At 70.2% G+C, this 21,204-nt stretch carries 14 protein-coding genes and 2 pseudogenes; 5 read left to right on the top strand and 11 right to left on the bottom strand.

What is annotated here, in order from left to right; translation table 11 throughout:
- Nucleotides 1-10: 10 nt before the first annotated feature.
- Nucleotides 11-610, bottom strand: coding sequence for an SMI1/KNR4 family protein (locus ACFWIS_RS08265; RefSeq protein WP_380523730.1), 600 nt, complete (start codon nucleotides 608-610; stop codon nucleotides 11-13).
- Nucleotides 611-1,001: 391 nt separating this feature from the next.
- Between ACFWIS_RS08265 and ACFWIS_RS08260 the strand changes: the two genes are divergently transcribed.
- The gene (locus ACFWIS_RS08260; RefSeq protein WP_380523728.1) at nucleotides 1,002-2,456 is read left to right on the top strand and encodes an NF041680 family putative transposase; all 1,455 of its coding nucleotides are present in this window, start codon (nucleotides 1,002-1,004) and stop codon (nucleotides 2,454-2,456) included.
- 210 nt (nucleotides 2,457-2,666) lie between these two features.
- Nucleotides 2,667-3,221, top strand: a complete 555-nt coding sequence (locus tag ACFWIS_RS08255) for a hypothetical protein (RefSeq protein WP_380523726.1) — start codon at nucleotides 2,667-2,669, stop codon at nucleotides 3,219-3,221.
- Nucleotides 3,222-3,230: 9 nt separating this feature from the next.
- On the opposite strand, the pseudogene ACFWIS_RS08250 reads toward ACFWIS_RS08255, so the two are convergent.
- From ACFWIS_RS08250 to ACFWIS_RS08235, 4 genes and pseudogenes are all read right to left on the bottom strand, one after another.
- Nucleotides 3,231-3,635 (bottom strand): annotated as a pseudogene (locus ACFWIS_RS08250) (transposase); the annotation flags it as partial.
- A gap of 22 nt (nucleotides 3,636-3,657) precedes the next feature.
- Entirely contained in the window at nucleotides 3,658-4,239 is a 582-nt protein-coding gene (locus ACFWIS_RS08245; protein ID WP_380523724.1) for an Imm21 family immunity protein, read from the bottom strand.
- Between the two features lie 57 nt (nucleotides 4,240-4,296).
- Nucleotides 4,297-5,535 (bottom strand): IS110 family transposase, encoded by a 1,239-nt coding sequence (locus ACFWIS_RS08240; protein ID WP_380523721.1) that lies wholly within the window; start codon nucleotides 5,533-5,535, stop codon nucleotides 4,297-4,299.
- Between the two features lie 460 nt (nucleotides 5,536-5,995).
- Nucleotides 5,996-7,027, bottom strand: a pseudogene (locus ACFWIS_RS08235) (transposase); the annotation flags it as partial.
- A 380-nt stretch (nucleotides 7,028-7,407) separates the two neighbouring features.
- Here ACFWIS_RS08235 and ACFWIS_RS08230 point away from each other — a divergent pair.
- Nucleotides 7,408-8,223, top strand: coding sequence for a hypothetical protein (locus ACFWIS_RS08230; protein ID WP_380523719.1), 816 nt, complete (start codon nucleotides 7,408-7,410; stop codon nucleotides 8,221-8,223).
- 74 nt (nucleotides 8,224-8,297) lie between these two features.
- Complete coding sequence (locus ACFWIS_RS08225) at nucleotides 8,298-10,565, top strand: ATP-dependent RecD-like DNA helicase (RefSeq protein WP_380523717.1); 2,268 nt, start codon at nucleotides 8,298-8,300, stop codon at nucleotides 10,563-10,565.
- Between the two features lie 245 nt (nucleotides 10,566-10,810).
- Here ACFWIS_RS08225 and ACFWIS_RS08220 read toward each other — a convergent pair whose 3' ends face one another.
- Nucleotides 10,811-11,236, bottom strand: a complete 426-nt coding sequence (locus ACFWIS_RS08220; protein WP_380523715.1) for a hypothetical protein — start codon at nucleotides 11,234-11,236, stop codon at nucleotides 10,811-10,813.
- A gap of 520 nt (nucleotides 11,237-11,756) precedes the next feature.
- Here ACFWIS_RS08220 and ACFWIS_RS08215 point away from each other — a divergent pair.
- Complete coding sequence (locus tag ACFWIS_RS08215) at nucleotides 11,757-12,770, top strand: restriction endonuclease (RefSeq protein ID WP_380523713.1); 1,014 nt, start codon at nucleotides 11,757-11,759, stop codon at nucleotides 12,768-12,770.
- 366 nt (nucleotides 12,771-13,136) lie between these two features.
- On the opposite strand, the gene ACFWIS_RS08210 is transcribed toward ACFWIS_RS08215, so the two are convergent.
- The 5 genes from ACFWIS_RS08210 to ACFWIS_RS08190 form a co-directional block, all read right to left on the bottom strand.
- Complete coding sequence (locus ACFWIS_RS08210) at nucleotides 13,137-13,505, bottom strand: DUF6009 family protein (protein WP_380523711.1); 369 nt, start codon at nucleotides 13,503-13,505, stop codon at nucleotides 13,137-13,139.
- Nucleotides 13,506-13,653: 148 nt separating this feature from the next.
- Nucleotides 13,654-15,201, bottom strand: a complete 1,548-nt coding sequence (locus ACFWIS_RS08205) for a phage/plasmid primase, P4 family (RefSeq protein WP_380523709.1) — start codon at nucleotides 15,199-15,201, stop codon at nucleotides 13,654-13,656.
- Entirely contained in the window at nucleotides 15,198-16,208 is a 1,011-nt protein-coding gene (locus ACFWIS_RS08200; RefSeq protein ID WP_380523788.1) for a bifunctional DNA primase/polymerase, read from the bottom strand. Before ACFWIS_RS08200 ends, ACFWIS_RS08205 begins: the two co-directional genes overlap by 4 nt.
- Nucleotides 16,209-17,576: 1,368 nt before the next feature.
- Nucleotides 17,577-18,122, bottom strand: coding sequence for a hypothetical protein (locus tag ACFWIS_RS08195; RefSeq protein ID WP_380523707.1), 546 nt, complete (start codon nucleotides 18,120-18,122; stop codon nucleotides 17,577-17,579).
- 1,308 nt (nucleotides 18,123-19,430) lie between these two features.
- Entirely contained in the window at nucleotides 19,431-20,120 is a 690-nt protein-coding gene (locus ACFWIS_RS08190; RefSeq protein WP_380523705.1) for a hypothetical protein, read from the bottom strand.
- Nucleotides 20,121-21,204 lie beyond the last annotated feature (1,084 nt).

Here is a 21,204-nt window from a genome sequence, read left to right as displayed (position 1 = left end):
CGCGGCAGAATCACTGGGTTGCTGACCGTGGTTCACCGGGGTGCCGGTCCAATCCCGCCTGCGAGCGCCGTTGTTGCCCGAGCCAGTGCACGTAGCGCGGTGAGGCGTCGCGGAGGTCGATGCTGAGTGGGTACGGGTCGAACTCGTCCAGGAGCAGCTTGCGGAGGAATTCGACCATGCCGCAGGGGAACAGGGTGAAGTCGTCGCGAGTGTGGCGGCCGCAGACCAGGACCGGCCACCGGTCAGGGTCGGGGTCGGTGGTCAGCCAGCACAGGATGTCCGGGCCAGAGGTGATGCCCCAGGCGAGGATGTGGTCTGGGTTGATGTCGAGGCCTTCCTGGCCGTCCAGCATCTCCCAGGTGTAACGGGCGTTCTCCGTCTCCCCCTCGAAGGTCCCGGGATCCCACCGTATGTACTCCTTCGGCAGGGGCATGAGGATGCAGACTTCCGCGAACGAGCCGGCACCGTACACGGACATGAACGCCATGTAGTCCCGTGGGAGCGGCGTGCCCCACCGCGCTTCCGCGGCCGACCAGTCGATCTCCTCGTCAGCGCCAAGATCCGGCGGGAGGATTTCGGCCATCGCTGCGATGCCCGTTGGGTCTTCCATGGCAATCCCTTCGATCGGCTCGCCGAGAGCCTATGAGAATGCAGTGACAACCAGAACAGCGAGGTCAGACGTTCTTGTTGGCTGTGACCAGCGCCTTCCCAACAGGCCCTAAACTTGTTCCTTAACCATCGGGCCGCCGAGCGTGCAAGGTCTAGACTGATCGGACGCTGTCTCGCATACCCAATGCCTTCGGCACGTCACTGCGGACAGAGGTCATGGCTGGTCGGGACTGTCCTGCCTGCGGGCAGCACAGGTCGCACCAGCGCGATGGCCGCCCTCTGCCCGAGTCAACGAGCATGCACTGGTTCGGGTGATCGGGGGACATGAGGGCGGCCCGGTCGTGATCCTGACTCTGCGAGGAGATCAAGGAATCGACGACGGGGCCGTGCCGATGAGTGTGCTCCAACTTGCCTCCCGACGAGACATGTTCGTGGAACTGTCACTCTTCCGGGAGAGCTACTACTCGTGCTTGTCCGCGCGGGCGGACGCGTTCTTCGAGCTGACCGACGCGCTGCTGTGCTCGGACGCACCGGCCAGGAAGCCAGTGGAGCTGTCGCTGACGGCCGAGCACCAGCGCGGCTACGGCTCCCTCTACGGCGCGCTCAACCACGGCCGTCTGGACACCGATCTGCTGCGGGATCTGCTGGCTGAGCTGCCGCGGCCCCGCTTCGAGGGCCGGATCGTGCTCACCGTGGACGTGTCGCCGTGGCTGCGGTCGGACGCCGCGTGCTCGCCCGAGCGTCTCTTCTGCCACGTCCATGGACGCTCGAAGTCGTCCGCGCAGATCATCCCCGGCTACCCGTACTCATTCGTCGCCGCGCTCACCCCAGGCCGCACGTCCTGGACGCAGATCCTGGACGCGGTCCGGCTCGGGCCGGCCGACGACGCCGCGGCCGTCACCGCGCACCAGCTACGCACGGTGGTCGGACGTCTTATCGCCGCAGGCCAGTGGCGTGACGGTGACCCGGACATCATGGTGGTGCTGGACGCCGGCTACGACGTGATGCGCCTGGCCCACGTCCTCGCGGATGTGCCGGTCGAGCTGGTCGGGCGCCTGCACTCGGACCGCGTCCTGCGGTTGCCGAAGCCCGCCCACGTCTACGCCCCCAAGGGCGGCCGACCCCCGAAGCACGGACCGAGGTTCAAGCTCGCCGACCCCACGACCTGGCCCGAACCCGCCGCGACCACCTGGAACGACACCGTGCGCTACGGCAAGGCGAACGCGATGGCCTGGGACCGGATCCACCCCTACCTCACCCACCGGTCCGCGTGGATCGACGACGACGGCGAACTCCCGCTGGTCGAAGGCACCCTGGTCCGCCTGAAGGTCGACCATCTGCCCCGCGACAGGGACGCACCGCCGGTGTGGTTATGGTCCTCCACCATCGGTCTCACCGCGGCCGACGTCGACTTCATGTGGTCTTGCTACCTGCGCAGATTCGACCTGGAGCACACATTTAGGCTGTTCAAGCAGTCCCTGGGCTGGGCCCGGCCCAGGCTCCGCTCGCCGGAGGCCGCGGACCGGTGGACCTGGATCGTGATCGTCGCGCACACCCAACTTCGCCTGGCACTGCCCCTGGCCGTCGATCAGCGCCGGCCCTGGGAGAAGACCAGCCCCGCCAACGTCGCGCTCACCCCGACCCGGGTCCGACGGGGGTCCAGGAACATCCGACCGCACCTGCCAAGTCCCGCCCGGGCACCGAAACCGTCAAGGCCAGGGCCTGGACGACCGCCCGGAATCCCGAACCGGCACCGGGCCACCCGCCACGACGTGGGCAAAACCGCCAAACGACCCGAGACCCTGATCGAACGCGACCGAGTTAGACCACAGCGATCACAGCCCTGAACAGGCCCGATGGTTAAGGATCAAGCTAAACTTGTCGTTTAACGTCCGACTTCGAATAGGTGCGCCCCGAAGTGGCAGGCTGTGGTCGTGAAGATCGCGAGGGACGACCAGCCAAGGCCGCTGTCGACGTGCTGGCTCTACTGGATTGCCGTACCGACTGGGGACCAAGCGGGAGTCATTTCGTCCCTTGGCCTCACCCGACCCGTACCCGTGACGTTCGCCGAGGCCGAGGCTGTGATCGACGAGGACGGACACGGAGACGCTGAGGACAATCCGGACGGGATGGCCCGGGTGTACGTGAGTCCTGAGATTGACGGATGGACTCTGGTGATCGGCCCGTGGTGCGATCCCTGCAACGGCGACAGAAGCGACGAGGTCTTGCGTCTGTGTGTCGACCTCAGCTCCCGCTACGGAGTGGCGCAGGCGTACTACTTCGGTACACAGAACGACGGCTCAGCCTGGCTGATCGCGGAGCACGGAGTCGTGGTGCGGCGGTACTGCGAGACCGGCGAAGTCGACGACGGACTCCTCACGCTGGGACAACCCCTTGTGCAGGAACAGGTCGAACGGGAGCGGATGGGCCTGCCGGCCGCCTGGGACGAGAACGCGCGCAACGACGATGCCGAGGAGGAGTGGAAGTGGCGGGCGTTCGACATGGCCCCCGAGATCGCCTCGGCCCTGGGCATCAGTCCGCTCGCGCTGACCGCAGCGATGCGAGTACGCGGCGTCGGCGTTCTTGCGGAGACACCTGTTCCGGTGCACTGAGCAGTGCGTTCAGCTCTCCGCAGCCGTCCTTCTTGGTTTGGTCCCCTTCTTGTGGTGGGCGGGCCGGGCGTACGCCTCACCGGTGGCCAGGACCCTGCCGACCTCGTAGCGGGCGGCGGGCTGCTTGTTCTTCGAGCCGGGCGGCCGGCCGGGTCCGGGGCGGGTGGGTTTCGGTGCTCGCGCTGGTGAGGGGGCCTTCGTGCGGAGGTTCCTGAACCCGCGCCGGACGCGGGCGGGGGTGAGCTTGTTCGGTTCCGTCGGCTTCTCCCAGGGGTGACGGAGGTCGGCGACGAGCGGGCGGGCGAGGCGGAGCTGCGTGTGGGCGGCGATCACCAGCCAGGTCCAGCGGTTGGCGGCCTCGGAGTCGCGCAGGCGGGGCCGGGTCCAGCCGAGGGTCTGTTTGAACACGCGGAAGACATCTCAGGGTGCTACGACGTCAAGCCGGGAGGAGTTGGACCACGCCGACCCAGGTGGATTCGTCGGACCAGTCGTGCAACGCGCGGACTCTCCAGAGCCCTGCAGGCACAAGCACCGGGGCCTGCTCGGGCTGGCCCTGGCCGTCCGGGTAGGGAACGCCGAGGCTCCCGCCGGCTTCGGCCGAATCCATGAGTACGGCCGGACCGTCGGTCTGCCACAGCCCGCAGTCCTCCCACGGCGTCGCCGGATCGTTCAGCACGGCCATGGCGGCGGCGATCAACTCGGCATCGGAATCGGCTGCGAGCCAGCGCACGAAGGCTCGTTGCTCGGCCAGGTAGCAGGTGCTAGAGGGTTCATCGCCCAGCACGAGTGCGGAATTGGCGGTGTGGCCGACCAGGCTGATCACCTCGGCCAGGTCCTCAACCGCGCAGGCGCGATCGTAGTCGTCGGGTTGGTCACCGTCGCCGACGATCATGCCGTTTTCGGTGCAGCCATTCCACTGGTGCAGCGCGGACACCGGGACAACGATCAGCGGGCCGCCCATGGACTCGACCCAGGCCGGGCCGGGGGCCTGATGAACGGCGTGTTGATCAGAACTCATGCGTGCAGTGTGCCGTCGGGCTGTGACATGCAGGCAAACCGGGCTCGTCCTCGGTGGTTACGCCGCCGCCGCAGCAACTCCCTGTCGGACGGGGAAGGCCATCTGTTCGTCGAACGGCCGGCGGTTCTGGAGGCAGTGGAAGAGCTGTCCGAGCAGTCGGTTGAGGAGGTTGCGTTGGGCGCCGGCGTGCCAGTCTCCGTGGTCGCGTCGGCGGCGGTAGTGGGCGTCGGCGCCGGGCGAGGCCTGGAGCGAGGAGAAGGCCCAGAGGAATCCGGCGTGCATGAGCCGGTTGTTCTTGACCATGCGTCTGCCGACGTAGCTCTTCTTGCCGGAGGCCCGGGTGATGGGTGCGGAGCCGGCGTAGGCCTTGAGGCCGCGGGCGTCGGCGAAGCGGGTGCGGTCGTCGCCGATCTCAGCCAGGACGCGGGCTGCGAGCTGGACGCCGAGGCCGGGGAAGCTGAGGTATATCTCGGCGTCGGGGTGCTCGCGGAAGGCGGCCTCGACCGCTTGGGCGAGGTCGTCACCGGCTTGGCAGGCCGCGTCGAACTGCTTCAGCAGGGCGGCCAGCTGGTGGCCGAAGGCGTCCTCGACCGCCTCGGGGTGGCGGGCTTGCTCGGATCGGAAGATGTCGCGGAGCCGCTCGGCCTCGGCGTCGATGCCACGCTGGCGTCCGGCGCGCTTGAGCGCGGCCCGCAGCTGGGACATGGAGAGTCTTGCGGCCTTGGCCGGTGTCGGGGCCGCGGCGAGTATCACGCGAGCGTCAGGCCGGGCCAGGCCGCCAGGCTTGCTCTGGAAGGCCCCCAGGGCGGCCGGGTAGTACTCGCGCAGGAGCGAACGGATCTGGTTGCCGAGTTGCTGCCGGTTCCAGACGGCATCCTGCTGGGCGCGGGCCAGCACGGTGACAGCCCGGCCTTGGTCGGAGTCGGCGGGCAGCGGGCGGTGCATGGGCATGTCGGTGCGCAGGATGTTCGCCAGGACCAGGGCGTCGCCCGGGTCTGACTTCTTGCGGGACACGCCGTGCCGGTCACGGTAACGGGCGGCGGCCAGTGGATTGACCGCGAACACCTGCCGCCGGCCGGTACGCAGGGCTGCGACCAGCAGGCCGTGGCTGGTCTCGATCGCCACCGGAATCGGGTGCTCTGGGCTGTCGCCGTGCTCGGCGAGCAGATCCAGCAGCAGCCGGTAGCCGGCTGTGTCGTCGGTGATCCGGCGCTTGGCCAGCAGCGCGCCGGTGTCGTCGACCAGGGCGACGTCGTGGTGCGATTCGGCCCAGTCGATGCCGCAGAAGATCTCCATTCGGTTCTCCCAACGTTGCCTGTTTTCGCAGGTCACGAGCACATGCGGGTCATGCGGCGCCCTAATCCCAGGACTCGGTGGTCCGCCATCTCAGTAGCCGTTCATGACACCAGCGCGTCCCAGGGGCCCCCGTCTTCGCCAGAGCTCGAAGGCTCGCGGAGATCAACAAGAGGTCAGCCCTGGAACGGGCTCGCGCCACGACCACGGAAACACGATCTTCGGTGGGTTTCGCGGCGGCCCGAAGACGCCGGACCGCGCCACTCTCTGTCGAGACCTCGTAGGTCAGGGGGTTGTCAGGCTTCAGCCCGGCGCCCACGCGACCACCACGAAACCCACCGTCGTGACGGCACCACTCTTCCGAGAGGCCTCAGCGGGCCCTGTGTGCTCTAGATATCCGCCACGGAAGACCACCCCAGTCCCTCCGGGGAAGGAGGACCCGGGCTGCCTTCCTATCGGATTAGGTGTGCTCCAGGTCGAAGCGGCGGAGGAACGACTGCCAGCAGCGGTCGACGTCTTCGGCGCTGGCGCCGGTGCGCGACCACCAGAGCCAGACCGGGCGGTTCACCCCGCCGCTGGGCAGCTTCTCGACGGCGAGCCGGACCACCGTGCCTTCGAGGAGCGGCAGCTCGCCGTCGTGGTCCAGCCAGGCCGCCCGGCGGGTCAACCTCGGGTGGAGCCGGTCCCAGGCCCGGACGGTGGCGGTGCCGTAGCGGCGGGTCGCGGTGCGGGTCACCACCCGCTCCTCGCCCCAGGTAGCGGGGTCGCCGAACACGAACTCGCCGCCGTGCTTGGGCGGCCGGCCCCCGGCCGGGTTCGCCGCGGCGAACTCCGCGCGGCTGGGCGCCGGACGGCGCATCACCCGGTCCGAGCGGAGCCGGCCGAGGACCTGCACCGGCGGGTCGCCGAGCAGGTGGGCGATGCGCGGGGCGTCGTAGCCGGCGTCCATCACCACCAGTACCTCCGGATTGCCCGCCGTCCACTGCCCAGCGCCGACCAACCGGGCTACCACGTCGCGGAGTTGGGCGGCGGTGACGGCCGCGACGTCGGCGCCGGGCTCCAGTGCGGCGACGAAGGAGTACGGCCAGCCGGGGATCATCTGGTGCTTGGCGTCGCCGCGGCCGTAGGTGTGGCAGTACGAGCGGTCCGGGCAGGTCCCGGCGTCCGGCCGCAGCCACGGGGAGACGTCGACGGCGAGCACCAGGTGGCCGTCCGCAGCGCGCGGCAGCGGCAGGCCGGCCAGCTCGGCCCGCAGCCGCTCGGCGTCCAGGCGGCCCCGATTCAGCGCGCCGTACAGGGCGCCGTGCCCGCGCCGGTGCTCGGGGGCCAGCGCCAAGTCCACCAGCGTCTTCACCGGTCCCTCAGTGCACAGCAGCGCGTCGGCCAGCTCGAACAACGCGTCGCGCCGTCCGGTCAGGCAGTCGTAGAAGACCCCCCGGAAGCGTGACAGTTCCACGAACGGATCGCGTTGAACGCCCTGTTCCACCACACTCATGACTACGGCCTTCGCGTCAAGTCCTGTATCTCTTGGTCGAGTTCAGGATCATGCGAAGGCCGTACCACTGTCTGGTGAACACCCGGACGAGTGATCACCGGCCCGCTTGTTCGAAGCCGGACGTTAAACGACAAGCTAAACCACTTCGCCGGTTGCCGCAGATCTCCCCGCCCTTGTCGTCGTAGATCACCGCGTGCGGGCGGTTCCGTAACTCGACCATGTGCGAGCCCTCCTCGATCTCGCGCCGGCCGCCCCTGGCGCCCGGTCAGAATTTGTACCGACCCAGCTGCTGCGGCCCGTACCATCCGCTGCATCGAATCCCCTCCGGCTCGGCGGCCGGCGCCACCACCCACGGCCGCCACAACCTGCAGGAAGGCTTCATGGGCAGCAAGAAGAAAGCCGGACACCGGCGCAGCGGCAACCCCGCCCTGCGGGGCGCCGGACGGCTCGACGCCGCCGCCGCCCCCACCGCGGTGCCCCGCCAGGCCGTCGAACCGGGCGTAGTCCTGCTGGGCGCCGGGAGAGTCAACGTCAACCTGAGTACCGGCTCATCCCTCCCCGACGTGATGTTCGACTTCGCGAAGGTGTTCCCGCACAAGCGGGAACGCGATCTGCGGGACGGATGGGGCTACAGCATCGAGCTGCCCGCCGTCCTCGACCTCCTCCAACTGGTCCAGGACGGCCGGGCCGACCCCGGACAAGCCCGGGACCTGCTCCTCCTCGCCGCCCGTGAGCTCTACATCCCCTTCGAGGCGTACACGTTCGAGGCGGAGGACCACCTGGAGGCCCTCTGCCTCCAGGACCCGCCCAACTGCCCCCTCTGCCAGGCACGCCGCGACTGGTTCGAGAGCGAGCTCGACGCAGCGGACAACCTGTGGGCCCGGTACACGCAGCCGGAGAAGCACCGGTTCATCGCCGGCCGCAGCGGCCTGCACGAGGTCACCTGCCCGGTCGCCCGGCGCGAGATGCCGCCGACCTACGCCCGCCCGGCCGGCGACGCCTACACCGCCCAACTGCGCCGGTACGCGCACTCCGTCGACCCCCACAGCGGCCAGTCCGACCTGGAGTACGCCCGCGACCACCCCCGCTGGAAGGCGATGACCTCCGCCGAGGCACGCGCCTGGATGGCCGAGAACACCGGCCCGAAGGGCGGACGCTCCTACAAGAAGTGCCGCCGCTGCGCCCCGGCGCCCTGAACCCGGGCACCAATCCGCCGCACAGCCGGGGTGCAGCCCGGGACAGCACGAGACGAGAGCACGAGGAACGGCCCATGGCGCAGCACCCCGCGACGGTGGACGGCATCGTCGAGCGGATCCTCTTCGTCGGCAGCAACGGATTCACCGCCCTGCGGCTCGGCCTGGAGGGCGGGGAGAGCCTCACGGCCAAAGGAGAGGCACTCGTCGGCGTCCAGCCCGGCGAGACCCTCCAGCTGACCGGCACCCACTCCCAGCACCCCACGTACGGGGCCGAGTTCCACGCCGGCGAGTGCCGCTACGTCGAGCCGGCCACGCTGCACGCGATCCGCAAGTACCTCGCCTCGGGCCTGGTGCGGGGCATCGGCCCCAAGCTGGCCGACGCCATCGTCGACCACTTCAAGCTCGACACCCTGCAGATCATCGACACCACCCCCGCCCGGCTGCGGGAGGTCCACCTGATCGGGGACGCCCGCTACGCCGGCATCGTCGCGGCCTGGCAGGTCCACCAGGAGATCCGGCAGCTGATGGTGCTCCTCCAGGGCGCCGGGATCTCCCCGACCCACGCCCCGCGGATCGCGCACCACTTCCGGGTGGAACGACAGGAGGCCCACGACGTCGCCGACGTGCTGGAGATCGTCCAGGAGGCCCCGTACCGGCTCGCCGAGGTCTACCGGATCGGATTCGCGACCGCGGACAAACTCGCTCTGTCGCTGGGCTGGCCGGAACGCAGCCCGGAACGCCTTCAGGCCGCCCTTGTCCACACCCTGGAGGACTCGGCCGTCCGCGACGGCCAGACCTTCCTCTACGACACCGAACTGATCCGACGGGCGGCAGCGAACCTGCGCGACGAAGGCCTGGACGCGCTCCTCCCCGCGCAACTCGACACGCTCGCCGCCGAGCGCCGCGTCGTCCTCCAGGACCTCCCCCACCGTGGCCGCCTGCGACCGGCGGTGTTCACCCCGCGCCTGCACGCCGCGGAGACCTCGGTCGCCTCACGCATCGCCCGGCTGCGCGGCACCACGACGCGCCTGGCCACCCTGCGCCCTTGGCGCAGGGGGCCGCTGCCGCTGCTGGACAGCGCCACCGAGCTCACCGAGGAGCAGGAGGCGGCGGTGCTGATGGCCGTCACCGAACCCGTCGCGGTGCTGACCGGCGGCCCCGGCTGCGGGAAGTCGTTCACCGTAAAGGCCGTCCTCGACCTCGTCGAAGCGGTCGGCGGCCGGGTCGGCCTGGCCGCGCCCACCGGCCGCGCCGCGAAGCGCCTGCAGGAGATCACCGGCCGGCCCGCCAGCACGGTGCACCGGATGATCGGCAAGCCCAAGGAGGAGGACAACGGGCCGTTGAGCCTCTTCGACGCCTACGACCCGCTGGAAGCAGACCTGATCGTGGTCGACGAGGCGTCGATGCTGGAAGTGACCCTTCTGGACCGGCTCCTGGGTAAACTCGCCCCCGGTGTCCACCTCCTGCTGGTCGGCGACGTCCACCAGCTCCCGAGCGTCGGCGCCGGCCAGGTCCTGCGCGACCTCCTCTCCGTTCCGGAGATCCCGAGGACCGAGCTCAGCACGATCTTCCGCCAGGACGGCGCCAGCACCATCCCTCTCAACGCCCAGCGGATCAACCGCGGCGAGGACACCGTGAACGGCGGCCAGTTCTGGTTCCTGCCGGTGCCGGACCACAAGATCACCGACACCGTCGTGGACCTCGTCACCCGCCGGCTCCCCGACACCTACCCGGTCCAGCCCGGCGACATCCAGGTCCTCGCGCCCGCGACGAAGGGCCCCGCGGGCACCCGCGACCTCGCCCTCGCCGTCCAGGGCGCCGTCAACCCCCACCAGGACGGCGCAGCCCAGCACTTCGCCGACGGCCGGCCCTTCCGGCTGAAGGACCGCGTCATCGCCATCCGCAACGACCCGCGCAAGGGCGTCCTCAACGGCACGACCGGCACCGTCACCGCGATCGACGACAAGGAACGCCAGATCCACGTCACCATGGACGACCAAGTGGCCGCCGTCTACGGCTTCGAGGAACTCGACGAGCTCCTGCACGCCTACGCCATCACCGTCCACCGCTCCCAGGGCAGCGAGTACCCGATCGTCGTCGTGCCGCTCACCATGGGTTCGTCGTACCTGCTCCTGCGCCGCAACCTGCTCTACACCGCGGTCACCCGCGCCCGCGAACTCGTTGTCGTGGTCGGGGACCCCGAAGCCCTCGCGACGGCGATCAAGAGGCCGGCGGACCCCAGGAATTCCTCCCTCGCCCCGCGACTCCACGAAGCCCTCACCGGCAACCGGCTACTGCCGGCCCCCACCCGCAACCCGGACGGGCAGACCACCGTGTGCTGAACCCGGGCCGGCCCACAGGCTGCGGTCCGACCCGAGACCGGCTTCTCGACAGCCGGTGACCGGCCCGGGTCACGCGTCCGGCGTCGCCCGCAGGCGAGCGCCGGGCCGGGGCCCACTCCCCGCGTCTGGCCGCTCGCCAAGCCGCCGGGGTGGCGACGGCGGGCGCGCCAGTCGCGACCGGGTGCCAGGTCGGAGCCCAGCAGACACGGCCGCACGGGCCCGCCAAACCGAGGTGCAGCGCGTGTTCAACGGACGTGGTTGATGAAGGCGCGTGACCCGTCGTGCAGGTCCAGGGTGGCACCGTGCCCGACCGCCGGCGGCACCGAACGCGCCGAATACACCTCGACAGCGGCGATCTCACCCGGATCCGCGGCCAGCAGCGCCGCGACGAGCCCGTGCTCGATCGCGGCGAGATCCTTCAGGTCCACCGGCATCTCGGGCCCGACGGGCTTCTCACCCAGCACCGGTTCCGGATCCGAATCCCCTTCCCATCGCTCACCGTTCGCACTCACGACCACGACCTGCCAGAGGCTCGTGCGACCGCCGGGCCCGACCACGACGACACCGTACGGGTGCCTGCTGTGGCCGCTGTCGGCGAAGGTCTTCGCCGCGGCGCCAGGCAGGGCGGCGGCAGCGGAAAGCAGAAGCTGCTGGAAGCGGGCAGGGCGCACGGGAACGGTCCTTCGGTGTGGGGGCTCCCCGATGGTAGTCCCCGGGCTCCGCGCATGCCGAGGAACCTCCCACCGGACTCCTCCCCGACACCGAAGCGGCCGCGACGCCGACCCGCGAACCGCCCGCGCGGATACCGGAGGCGACCGAGCAGCTGCGCCGCCGCTACTGCAGTCGCGCGCCAACCTGGCCCCGAGCCGGCCGCTGAGAGCGAGAGGACCGCGACGACCCGGTCCCGGACATCCCCCCCAGCGGTCGGGCTGTACCGGAGAGGACGTCACCTGACCGCCCCCGGCCAACCCCAGCGGCGCGCCCGACGGACGTTCACAGGCAGCGGTAGCCGGAGCAGCGGAGCGCGGCCGGACGACCGCTCAGGGAACCCGCGCGGCGGCCATGACCTGCCCGAGGCCGGACGCGACACCGAGCGGCGAACCGCCCGGCCCACCGCCACCCCCCCATTCACACCCGGGAGCGGCATAATCGCAGGTCAGCATTGTCCGACCAGGTGGTTATCCTCCAGCAGTGAAGATCAACCGCAACCAAGCCGTCCAGCCTCCGGTCTACGCCGCCCGCACGATGCGCAAGGCCATGGGACAACGCATAGCCGCAGCCACCCAGGACGACCTCCTGGCCGCGTTCCTACTCCAGGAGGAACTCTGCATGGTGGGCGACGCCTACAGCACAGTCCACGCGGAAGGTGAACGCCTCACGCGCCGGGCCGCCAAGGCCGCGCGCTACGGCTGGGGTCAGTTGAGCTACAAGTACGCCTGGAAGACAGCGGGCGGGGAGTTCAGCTCGCTCTGCGCGAGCCTCGCGCGGGAGCTGGACGGTGACGCGCGGGCAATGAAGGCGATCGAGCACGAGATCGTCGACCTCCACCTGCTCCTCATGCGCGGCATCGGCTCCTCGGCGCGGGAGCAGTACACCGACGAGGCCCGGCGCTCCTCCCCGCTCGACCGCCTCACCAACCTGCGGGAGAACGCCGACACGATCAGCATTCAGGCCCGTGCGCGGCTGAAGGACGCGACGGCCCGGATCGGCGAGCTGGAGATCACCGACCAGCGACGCGAGGCGTACATGGCCTCCGCCGCCAGCATCGGACTCGACCACATCGACAACATGAACTACGCCGAGTTCGAGCAGCTGGCCGCCGACCTGCTGGAACGCGACGGACTCACCGTCATCCGCCAGCGCGGCGGCGCCCGGGACCAGGGCGCCGATGTCATCGCCCAAACCCCCGGCGGGCACCGCATCGTGGTTCAGTGCAAGCACCGCCGGAAGGGGGCGAAGATCGAGCCCCAGGTCCTGTACGCCCTGAACGGCACCGCACGGCCGATCCACCGCGCGGACACCGTGGTCGCCATGACCAACCGGAGCTTCACCCCGGACGCCAGCAGCTTCGGGCACAGCCAGGACATCCACATGATCTCCCGGAAGCAGCTGACCCGATGGGCAACCTGGGGAGACCCGTGCCAGGCGATCCTCGGCCTGCCTGCGAGCGAGACCGGTGAACGCGACCAGGAGAGCGCAGCCTGACCAGCCGACCCCGCACACCGCGCGCCTCGCACACCGGCCCGCCGAACCGCTACTTCGGGGTGCACGGGCGCTGCCCGAAAGAAGACCCACACCCAGTCCCCGCGGACGGGGCCACTCCCTGCGGGCTCCTGCGGGCGCGGCCATGCGACGCCGTCAAGCGGCCGTTGCCCTCGTCTCCCGTACCCGAGCCCGGTACCGCTTCACCGAGACCCAGGCCCTTGAACTCGCCCCGGTCCTCGCCCGCGAGGAGTCCGCGCGGATGCTGCGAGCGATCGGATCGCGGACGTTCACCACGCCCCCCAGGCCCGGCCCGCCCGGGCTTGATGGCGGCCTACACCTGGCGGTTTTGAGTGGAGCCCGAGCGAGTCAGGCGCTGGCTCGGCCGCGTTGGGAGCGGGGGGTCTTCATGCCGACGGCCCTGGCCTTGATGGTGCGGGGGTCGACGGCCTCGCCGGGTGCGCCGGCGGCGTAGGGGCCGTCGGGTTCAAGGTCACGGTCGTGAGGCAGGAGGAAGAAGACGCGGCGTCGGTGGAGGCCGCTGTCGGGGTCGGCTTCCGCGGTGGCGTCGAGTTCGGCGTAGCCGACCATCCGGCCGTCGCGCAGCCAGCGCGGCTTGCCCTGCCGGCGAGGGGTCTTGTCGATGGTCTGGCGTACGTAGTCGAGCGCCGAGAGATCCTCCAGCCAGACCACGTCCTTCTCGTGGGTGAGAGCGCTGCCGTCCAGTAGCGAGCTCATGACTGAAGGCCTTCCTTCTTGGTTGCGGGCCGGGTAGGAGAGGTCGGAGAAGCGGTGTCGTCTGCATCGTAGGCGGGCCAGGCCCGCGGAGCGTAGACGGCCAGGGCCGGTTTTGAGCTTTCCGCATACCGTCCCAGCAGGGAGGTACTCAGTCGGCAAGGAGGCCCAGCCCGGGGTAGAACTTGCGGCCGTTGCTCTTGAGCATGTCGTTCGGGGTGGCCAGGCCGAGATCGGTGCGGACGCGGGTGGCGAACGCCCGGTTGCTGGTGGGGCGGATTCCCTCGGCGGATGTGCACCAAGTCACGTAGGCCGTGTAGAGCTGGCCCTGCTCCACGCGCAGCTCGGTCTCCTCCCCGCTGCGGGTGCAGCACTCGGTTAGGAACCGGCCGATAGTGTCTTCGGTGGTGGCGTAGGCATCCGTGGCAAGCCGTACCCGGGGCGGTCCTTCCAGCGGGTCGGGCAGGCCAGACCCGGTCTGCCGCCGTTCACGGAGATCGTGGTAGCGGCTGGCGCCCTGCACCACCCAGTGGAGGATACCGGGGCCCTCGTCGCGGACCAGCTCCATCGCCAGGTTGTCGATCTTGTTTTCGTCGGAGACGGTCCGCTCGAAGGGCACGAGACGGATGCGGCGCCAGAACGCGAAGCCGCCGGTGGTGACCTCGGGCCGGTGATTGCCGAGGAGCCACAGGTGATGGGTGGGGGTGAAGGAGAAGTAGTCCTGGCGCATCCGGCGGGCCTTGATCTTGTCGCCGCCGGTGAGCAGCTTGACCCGGGCCTCGTCGAAGCGGTCGGTCGACTTGAGCTCCGAACACACCAGCAGGCGTCGTCCGTGGAGCTCGGTCAGCTCGGTCGAGTGTTCGTTGTAGGCACCTCGATCCATCAAGAAACCGGGAGGGGCTGCGTCGGCGTAGTCGCCGAGTAGCTGCAGCATCACATCGAGCAGGACGGACTTGCCGTTCTTGCCGTGACCGTAGAGGAAGGGGAGGACCTGGCCGCCGACATCGCCGGTGGTGGAGTAGCCGAGCAGGACGTGGAGGAAGTCGATCATCTCCCTGCCCGCCTCGTCGTCGCCGAAGGTCTCGTCGAGGAAGCGTGTCCAGCGCGGGGTCGGCATGTCCTCGGGCGCCACGCTGGTGGCCCGGGAATGGCAGCCGTTGGCCGGGGACGGCTTGTGGAGCTGGCCGGTACGCAGATCGACGACGCCGGCCGGGGTGCACAGCGCCCAGGGGTCACTGTCCAGCTCCTCGGCGGCCATGGACAGGGCCGGGGAGGACTTGGCCTGCTCCAAGAGCGCCTTGATCCCCGCGGTGGAGCTGGTGCGCCTACGGTGGACGGCGACCTCCCGGTCGGTGAACACCAGGGTGGGGTCGCTGTCGGGCATCTGCTCGGCGAGCTCCCCGGCGGCCCACAGCGCCGCCTTTTCCGCGCCGCGCTTCCAGCGATAGCCGGCCCACTCGTACCAGCCCAGTCCCTCGACGTGCCGGAAGGTGTCCTGGTAGAGCCGGATGAAGAGCTTGGCGTTGCCGCGGTCGGTGAGCATGTGCGGCAGGAGGCCGTCCTCCGGCCGTGCGGCCGGAGCCTTGATGCCTTTCTGGGCTGGGAGGGGTGCTGCGGGTGCGAGTTGTTCCTCGAACCGCAGCATCTCCTGGGCTGCGGCAACGGCGTCGAACCCGCGCGGGGCGTCGGCGGCGCTCATGAACGACGTCCTTTGAGGTGGAGCGGGCGCAGTGCGCCCGCCGCGAGGGCGGTGGCGATCAGGTCTTCGATCCGGCGGGCCTGATGGGGGCGGGCCGCCAGGGCTGCGGCCCGCAGCAGCTCGGCGGCTTCGCCGTGAGCGAGGTGGCCTGCGGCGACCAGGCCCCCGGCGGTGTAGGCGGCCCTGTTCAGCTTCTCGGTGAAGCCGGCGCCCTGGGGGACGCGGGCGCAGTCCGTGACTTCCTGGAGCAGCGGGGTCAAGGGGTGGGAGGCAGCGCGGGCCCTACGGGGGCGTACCGGGGCAGGGGCGGGAGCCGGCTCTTCACCGGCTGTGGGGATGCGGTGGCCTGTGCGGGTCAGTTCGTCGGCCAGCCACGTGGGCAGCGGGGCGGGCAGCCGGGCCTCCCCGATGGCTTGGTAGGCGCCGGTGGGGGTCCGGGTGCCGGGCGCGACGATGTACCCGCCGTGGGCCCTGATGTCCACCTGCCAGGCCAGGGCGACCCTGGAGCTGGATCCGGCGGAGCAGCGGAAGGCCGTGGTGCTCCGGTACCAGATGTGCAGGCCACCCGAGGGCGTACGAACCCGCAGGGTCGAGGTGTCCTTTGCCGGGTCGGGTTGACTGCGGTAGGCAGCGAGTAGGGCGAGGGTGTCGTATCCGGAGGCCAGCCCGTCGAGGTTGACCTGCTCGGGGATCCGGATACCCGGCAGCAAGCGGGACCGGTCGGGGACGGCGTCGGAGTGAGCGTCCACGTCGATGACGATCAGGTCTGCAGGGCCGCAGGCGACCCCGACTCCGAAATCCGGACGCTCCTGCCACCACTGGTCGACCAGGCCCAGGTCGATAGTGGCCGCATGGAAGCCATGGCAGTAGCGGCCCTGGCTGATGCAGGGGCACGAGCGCGGATCGTCCTTGAGCTGGTGGCAGCGGTCGCAGCCCCGTGCGGGGGTCTTTCGTCCAGGAGCGAGAGGATGGACGGGCCAGGCCTGGGCCGCACACCAGCGGGCCACCGCGATGCCCCCTGCGGGCATCGCGGTGGCATTGCCGCTCTGCTCGGTGTGCACGCTCTGTCCTTCGCTGGATCCCGGTCCCTTCGGTCCCTGGCTGGGGGGTGGCCAGGGACCGAAGGGACCGAAGGGACTGAATTCTGGAATGGACAGAGCCTAGCGTGGGCGGGTGAGGATCCGCCTTCTGCCTGCGTCGCAGCCGCCTCAGGTGTCGGCAAGAAGGGGCATTCTGTCTAGTACTTGACGTTCTGCCTGTTTTTGCGAGAGACCAAAGGGACTGAACCTTCGAACTCTCCGACTGTAGCGACCTGTGTGGGCGTGTCTGGAGGACACGCCGCTCGCTAGCCCGGTGGTCGAAACTCAGTCCCTCCAGACCCTCCGGTCCCTGAGGTACGGGCAGCAGGGTGGGCCCGGTCTTGTCAGGGGGCGGGGGACTCGGGAGCAGGGGCTCAAACTGCTTCGGTCCCTGCTAGGAAAGACCAGGTCAGGGGGCATTTGGGGTCACGGTCAGGGACTGAAGGGACTGAGTTTCCCCATTATGACCAGATCTCTTATGCCGGTCATGGGATCTCACGCGTGTCCGCATGCAAGGACCATAGCGATAGGGCAAGTTCCACTCATAATGGGGAAACTCAGTCCCTTCAGTCCCTTGGCAGGTAGTGAACATTGCGCTGACCTGCAGAAACGCAGAGGGACTGAACGGTCTGTGAGACAGGGGCCGAACCCCTGAGGGACCGGGAACCCTGAGCGGACACCCCTGGCAGGTCCAGTGGAGGTAGGGACCGAAACGCCAGCCCCAGGTTGGTCCTCGACCCGAGAAGCGGTGCAGGTCTGCTGGATGAATGGCCTACCTCTTCACCGAGGCCCAGACCCTGGAACCCGAGCCAGCCCTCGCCCTCTAGGAGTCCGAACGAAGCCTGCGAGCGATTACGGACCTGCGCCGCGCCCGCGGCCTGGCCGCCGTGGACACCGGCGAAATGTGCCGAACACGGTGCCCTGGCTGCCCTGGCCGGCACGAGAACACCGGGGTACTGCTCCTCGAAGCTCTCCTGGCGGACCGCCTGCTTCCACCTCAGCCAGCCTCGGATGCAGCCGATCTCCCCGCGGTCGTCGGTGTCCGCCCGGTGTGGTTCAGTCCGACGTAGCGGTCGCGGTAGGCGATCTCCCTGAGCTCCCGCTCCTCCTGGGATTCGATCGGTATCGGCACGGTGGGCGCTCGGTGGGGCGCGGCGGCGCCCCGGTCGGTGTCAGCGGGGCGGCGGCTGGGGGGCGTGGCGGCCAGCGGTGAACGCGGGCCTAGAACCGGCGCGGGTGTCCGCAGCCAGCTCCAATGCCTGCGGACACCCTCCGGGCCGGGCCCGGTGACGGGGATTAGGCCTTCGCCCGCAGGTGGCGGACCACGGAGCAGGGGCCGGTGGTCGCGCAGTGGGACTCCCAGGTCACCACTGGGTTGTTGGTGCCGTACACCTTGTTGGCGACGGCCGCGACGGCCTCGCTCATCCGGGGGTCGACGGGACGGCAGAGGGACTCGTGCGCGCGTACGTGCTGGCGGGCGTTGCGGGCGATCCAGCGGCGGTCCTGGGGACCGCGGTTGGGCATCCCGGCCTCGCTCTGGATGTTGGGGTCGATGTGGCAGCGCCAGCGCCAGCAGTGGAAGCCCACCATCGGGACCCTGTCGCCGGCGGGGCTGTCCTGGAGGTACTCGTAGACGACGACCTTGCCGCCGAGCGGGTGGTCGAAGTCGGTGACCAGGCCCACCCGGTCCTCGTTCCAGTAAGTCGCCGGCAGGAGGTCGTCCCAGCCCTTGCCGTTCGGCCAGAAGGGGTAGCACGGGCCCTTCGAGACGTCGAGCCTGGCGAGCCCGGCGGCCTTCGCCGTGCGGTACTCCTTGATCTGGGAGACCGTGCCGATGTACATGACCGAGTGCTCCTCGCTCTCCAGGAACGCCAGGCCGTAGCCCTTGGCGCTGCGGTGCTCGGGCAGGAAGTACTCCTCCAGCTCCTCCAGGCCGGGCGTGCCCGGGGCCAGGACCAGGGTGATCGATCCCTGGACCGGACCGCCCCGGCGGCGGTGCGCCCGGTCCCGGTGCAGACCCCGCCAGCGGGTGCCCTCCGCAGCCGCCGGACACGGTCGCAGCGCCGGACCGAGGCCGCCGGAGCGAGAGGGCCGACCCTCCAGGGGCTGCGACTCGCGGCCGGACCGGTACCCGCCCGCACCTGGTGCGGGTCGGCGGCGTCGGGCTCCATCGCCGAAGGGGCCTCGACGGCGCCGGCCGATCCCGGAACCTCTGCGGCGGCCGCGCCCGAGCCGGAGGCGGCCCGACCGGTGACGGCGCCGGCCGCCACCACCGGCTCGGTGACGGCGGCCTCCGGCCGGCCCGCGGCCTCCTCGGCCTGGACGGTCTGCTCGACGGCCTCGTCCGCCTCCGGCGCGACGGCGACGACGGCAGCGGCAGTCGAGCCGGCGGGGCGGCCGTGGCCCTTGACCCCGTGGGCCGGCTTGCGGGCCCCGTGCCAGGTCTCGATGGTGACGCGGAGCCAGAAGGAGACGCCGTAGAAGACGGCGTCCGGAGCCGGCAGGGCCGTCTTGCCGCCGTGGCAGTACGACTCCATCGTCGCCCGCGTCGGCCGGCGCTCCTGCGGCAGCGACATCCGGGCCTCCTGCAGGGTCAGGAGCTCCTGGCCGCGGACCCATTCCCGCAGCTCCCGGTCGGTCAGGGCGTCCAGGGCCTCGACCGTGAGGCCGGCCACGGGGCCGCCCTTCGCCTCCTGAAGGAGGACCTCGCGCACCAGGGTGCGCAGCTCCTTCTCGCCGAGCGCTTGGTGGTTGGCCGGCGCGGGGACCGGTACCGGGGCCTCGCCCTTGCTGCGGCGCACGTTGGCGGCCGCGACGGCGGCCTGCGCCAGGTCGTACAGCTCCTTGGCGCCGCGGCCGCCGCCGGCCACCGTGTCCAGCTCCCGGAACACGCCGTTGTTGCGCAGCGTCCCGACGGCCTTGCCGGCCAGGGCGGCCAGGTCCTCGCGGTCGATGACCTGGCGTCCGAAGCTGATCACGATGGCCTCCCTTGATAGACGATAGACACCCGTAGTGCCAAGACAAAGAATACCATGAAGAAGACATTGAATGCAACCGTGGTGCCGGACCCCAACCAGTGCGTCCTGCGAGTGGGGCGGATCCGAGCTGGCTGGCACCCGCTCTGACCAGCGAATCGCCCGGCAAAGAAGGTCAGGGGGTGGACGGTCGCCCGGCACCGGAGGGCAAGGGCGGGACAGCCGGTTCTTCCGCCAGCTTCATCCGCTGGACGGCTTCGCGCAGGGCGGCGGTCAGCAGGTTCAGGTCCTGGACGGGGCGATGCGCATGGAGGGCCTCGGCGTGCGCCAGAGCGCGGCGGACGACTTCGGGCATGGTGGAGGGATCGCTGCCGGATTCCTCGTACAGTCGCGCGTTCTGCTCGGCGAGCGCCTCAAGGTCCACTCGACGCGAGTCCAGCTGAACCAGGAGCCGCTCGATCGCCTCGCTCGTGTTGTAGGGCAGGTCCTTCAGTACCTGCAGCTGCACAACGAACTGAGCAGCCGTCCAGAGCTCGGAGGCGAGAAGGCGATCGACCTCCGCAAGGTCCACGATGCCGGCCACCGGCTGGGCCGACGCCCACACGGCGCGGCAGGCGTTCCAGAAGACATGGACCAGCCGGTCCCGGGCAGCCATCGGAAGGGGCAGCTGCCCGGGAAAGAAGTCCCGGCGAAGATCAAGCTTCCAGACGTAGAGGGCCTGCTCGCCCAGGCGATCGACGCGGTTCACAGCGTGCCACCCGAGAGGGCGGCCGCTCTTCTCCCTGGCGCGCCGCTCGGATGGGACCCCGGGGGCGTAGACGACGGAGGGGAGGTCCTTCCTGCTCCAGTCATAGGTGGTCGGCATACTCGGCTCCTCTGGAGTGCGGGCGGGCTGACACAGGATACGGACCGGCTACGACAGTAGGACCGACGAAGTATCCACAAGGACAGGGTTGCGCCCCGCCGGACTCGGCGTCCGCCGGCCCGTAGCAACACGAAGCACCGCGGCCTGCTGGTTTCGGGAGCAGGAGCGGGCGAACACCTGCCGTCCGGCAACCTTGCCCCGCACTCCCGGGTGCTGGGCGAGGTGAGCGCCGCCGCCCGTCTCCGCCGTCCCCGATCGGCCGCTCCGCAGGATCGGCGGCCCGTACCACAGGAGGGCATGGCGGTACGACCGGCAACGCAAACCGACCCGGGCTGTCCGGTCGAGCGTCCGCCGGCCGCCGCCGTACGTCACGGCATCCCGGGGTACTGCCTCGGCCACGGACCCGAGGCGAATCCCACCGGCCCCGGCGGCGGCCGGGTCGGCGACGGTCTCAAGACCACGCCCCGGCGTGCCGATACCGACAACCATGACCTGGTACGACCCCCGCAAGGACCCGCGCTTCTTGGCCTGGCGCGCCGAACAGGACACCGCAGACCGCGCCCGCGGACCTGCCATGCCCATCGGCGACGTCCCGCAGCTCCTGGAAGGCGTGCGCCAGCTCGAACTCGCCCTTCGACTGCTGCAGGACCCCGAGGAAGAGGGCGCGCTCGCCGGGGCCCGGGCGGCGGCCCGCGCATCACTCGGCCTCATCCCCCAGCCCCGGCCGGATTCCGAGTGCGCCGTCGAACGCTGGGGGCGGTACCGGTGGCCGCGCGAGGAACCCGCCGCACTGTGCACCCGCAGGACCTGCGGACGGTGTGTGCCCCTACGAGCCGCCGAGCGGGTGGCCGACGTCGACCGATCAGGTGAAAGCGGCGCCCGTTCGGCCCCACGAACTGGTGCCGGACCCGTGCCTTCGCGATGATCCGGCCGATTCCCAACGCCGGCACGGCCCGGGCCGCGCCCTGACCGGAAGGCTTGGTGTGCGTCAGTCCGTCCGCACTGGCACCTGGCGAGTGACCTCGACCGATGTCCGCACCGTGCCGTGCCCGACCTGCCGTGTCCGCGTCGGCCAACAGTGCGT

The sequence above is a fragment of the Kitasatospora sp. NPDC127060 genome (assembly GCF_042724935.1).
GTDB lineage: Bacteria > Actinomycetota > Actinomycetes > Streptomycetales > Streptomycetaceae > Kitasatospora.
This window is presented reverse-complemented; position numbering and strand designations above follow the sequence as displayed.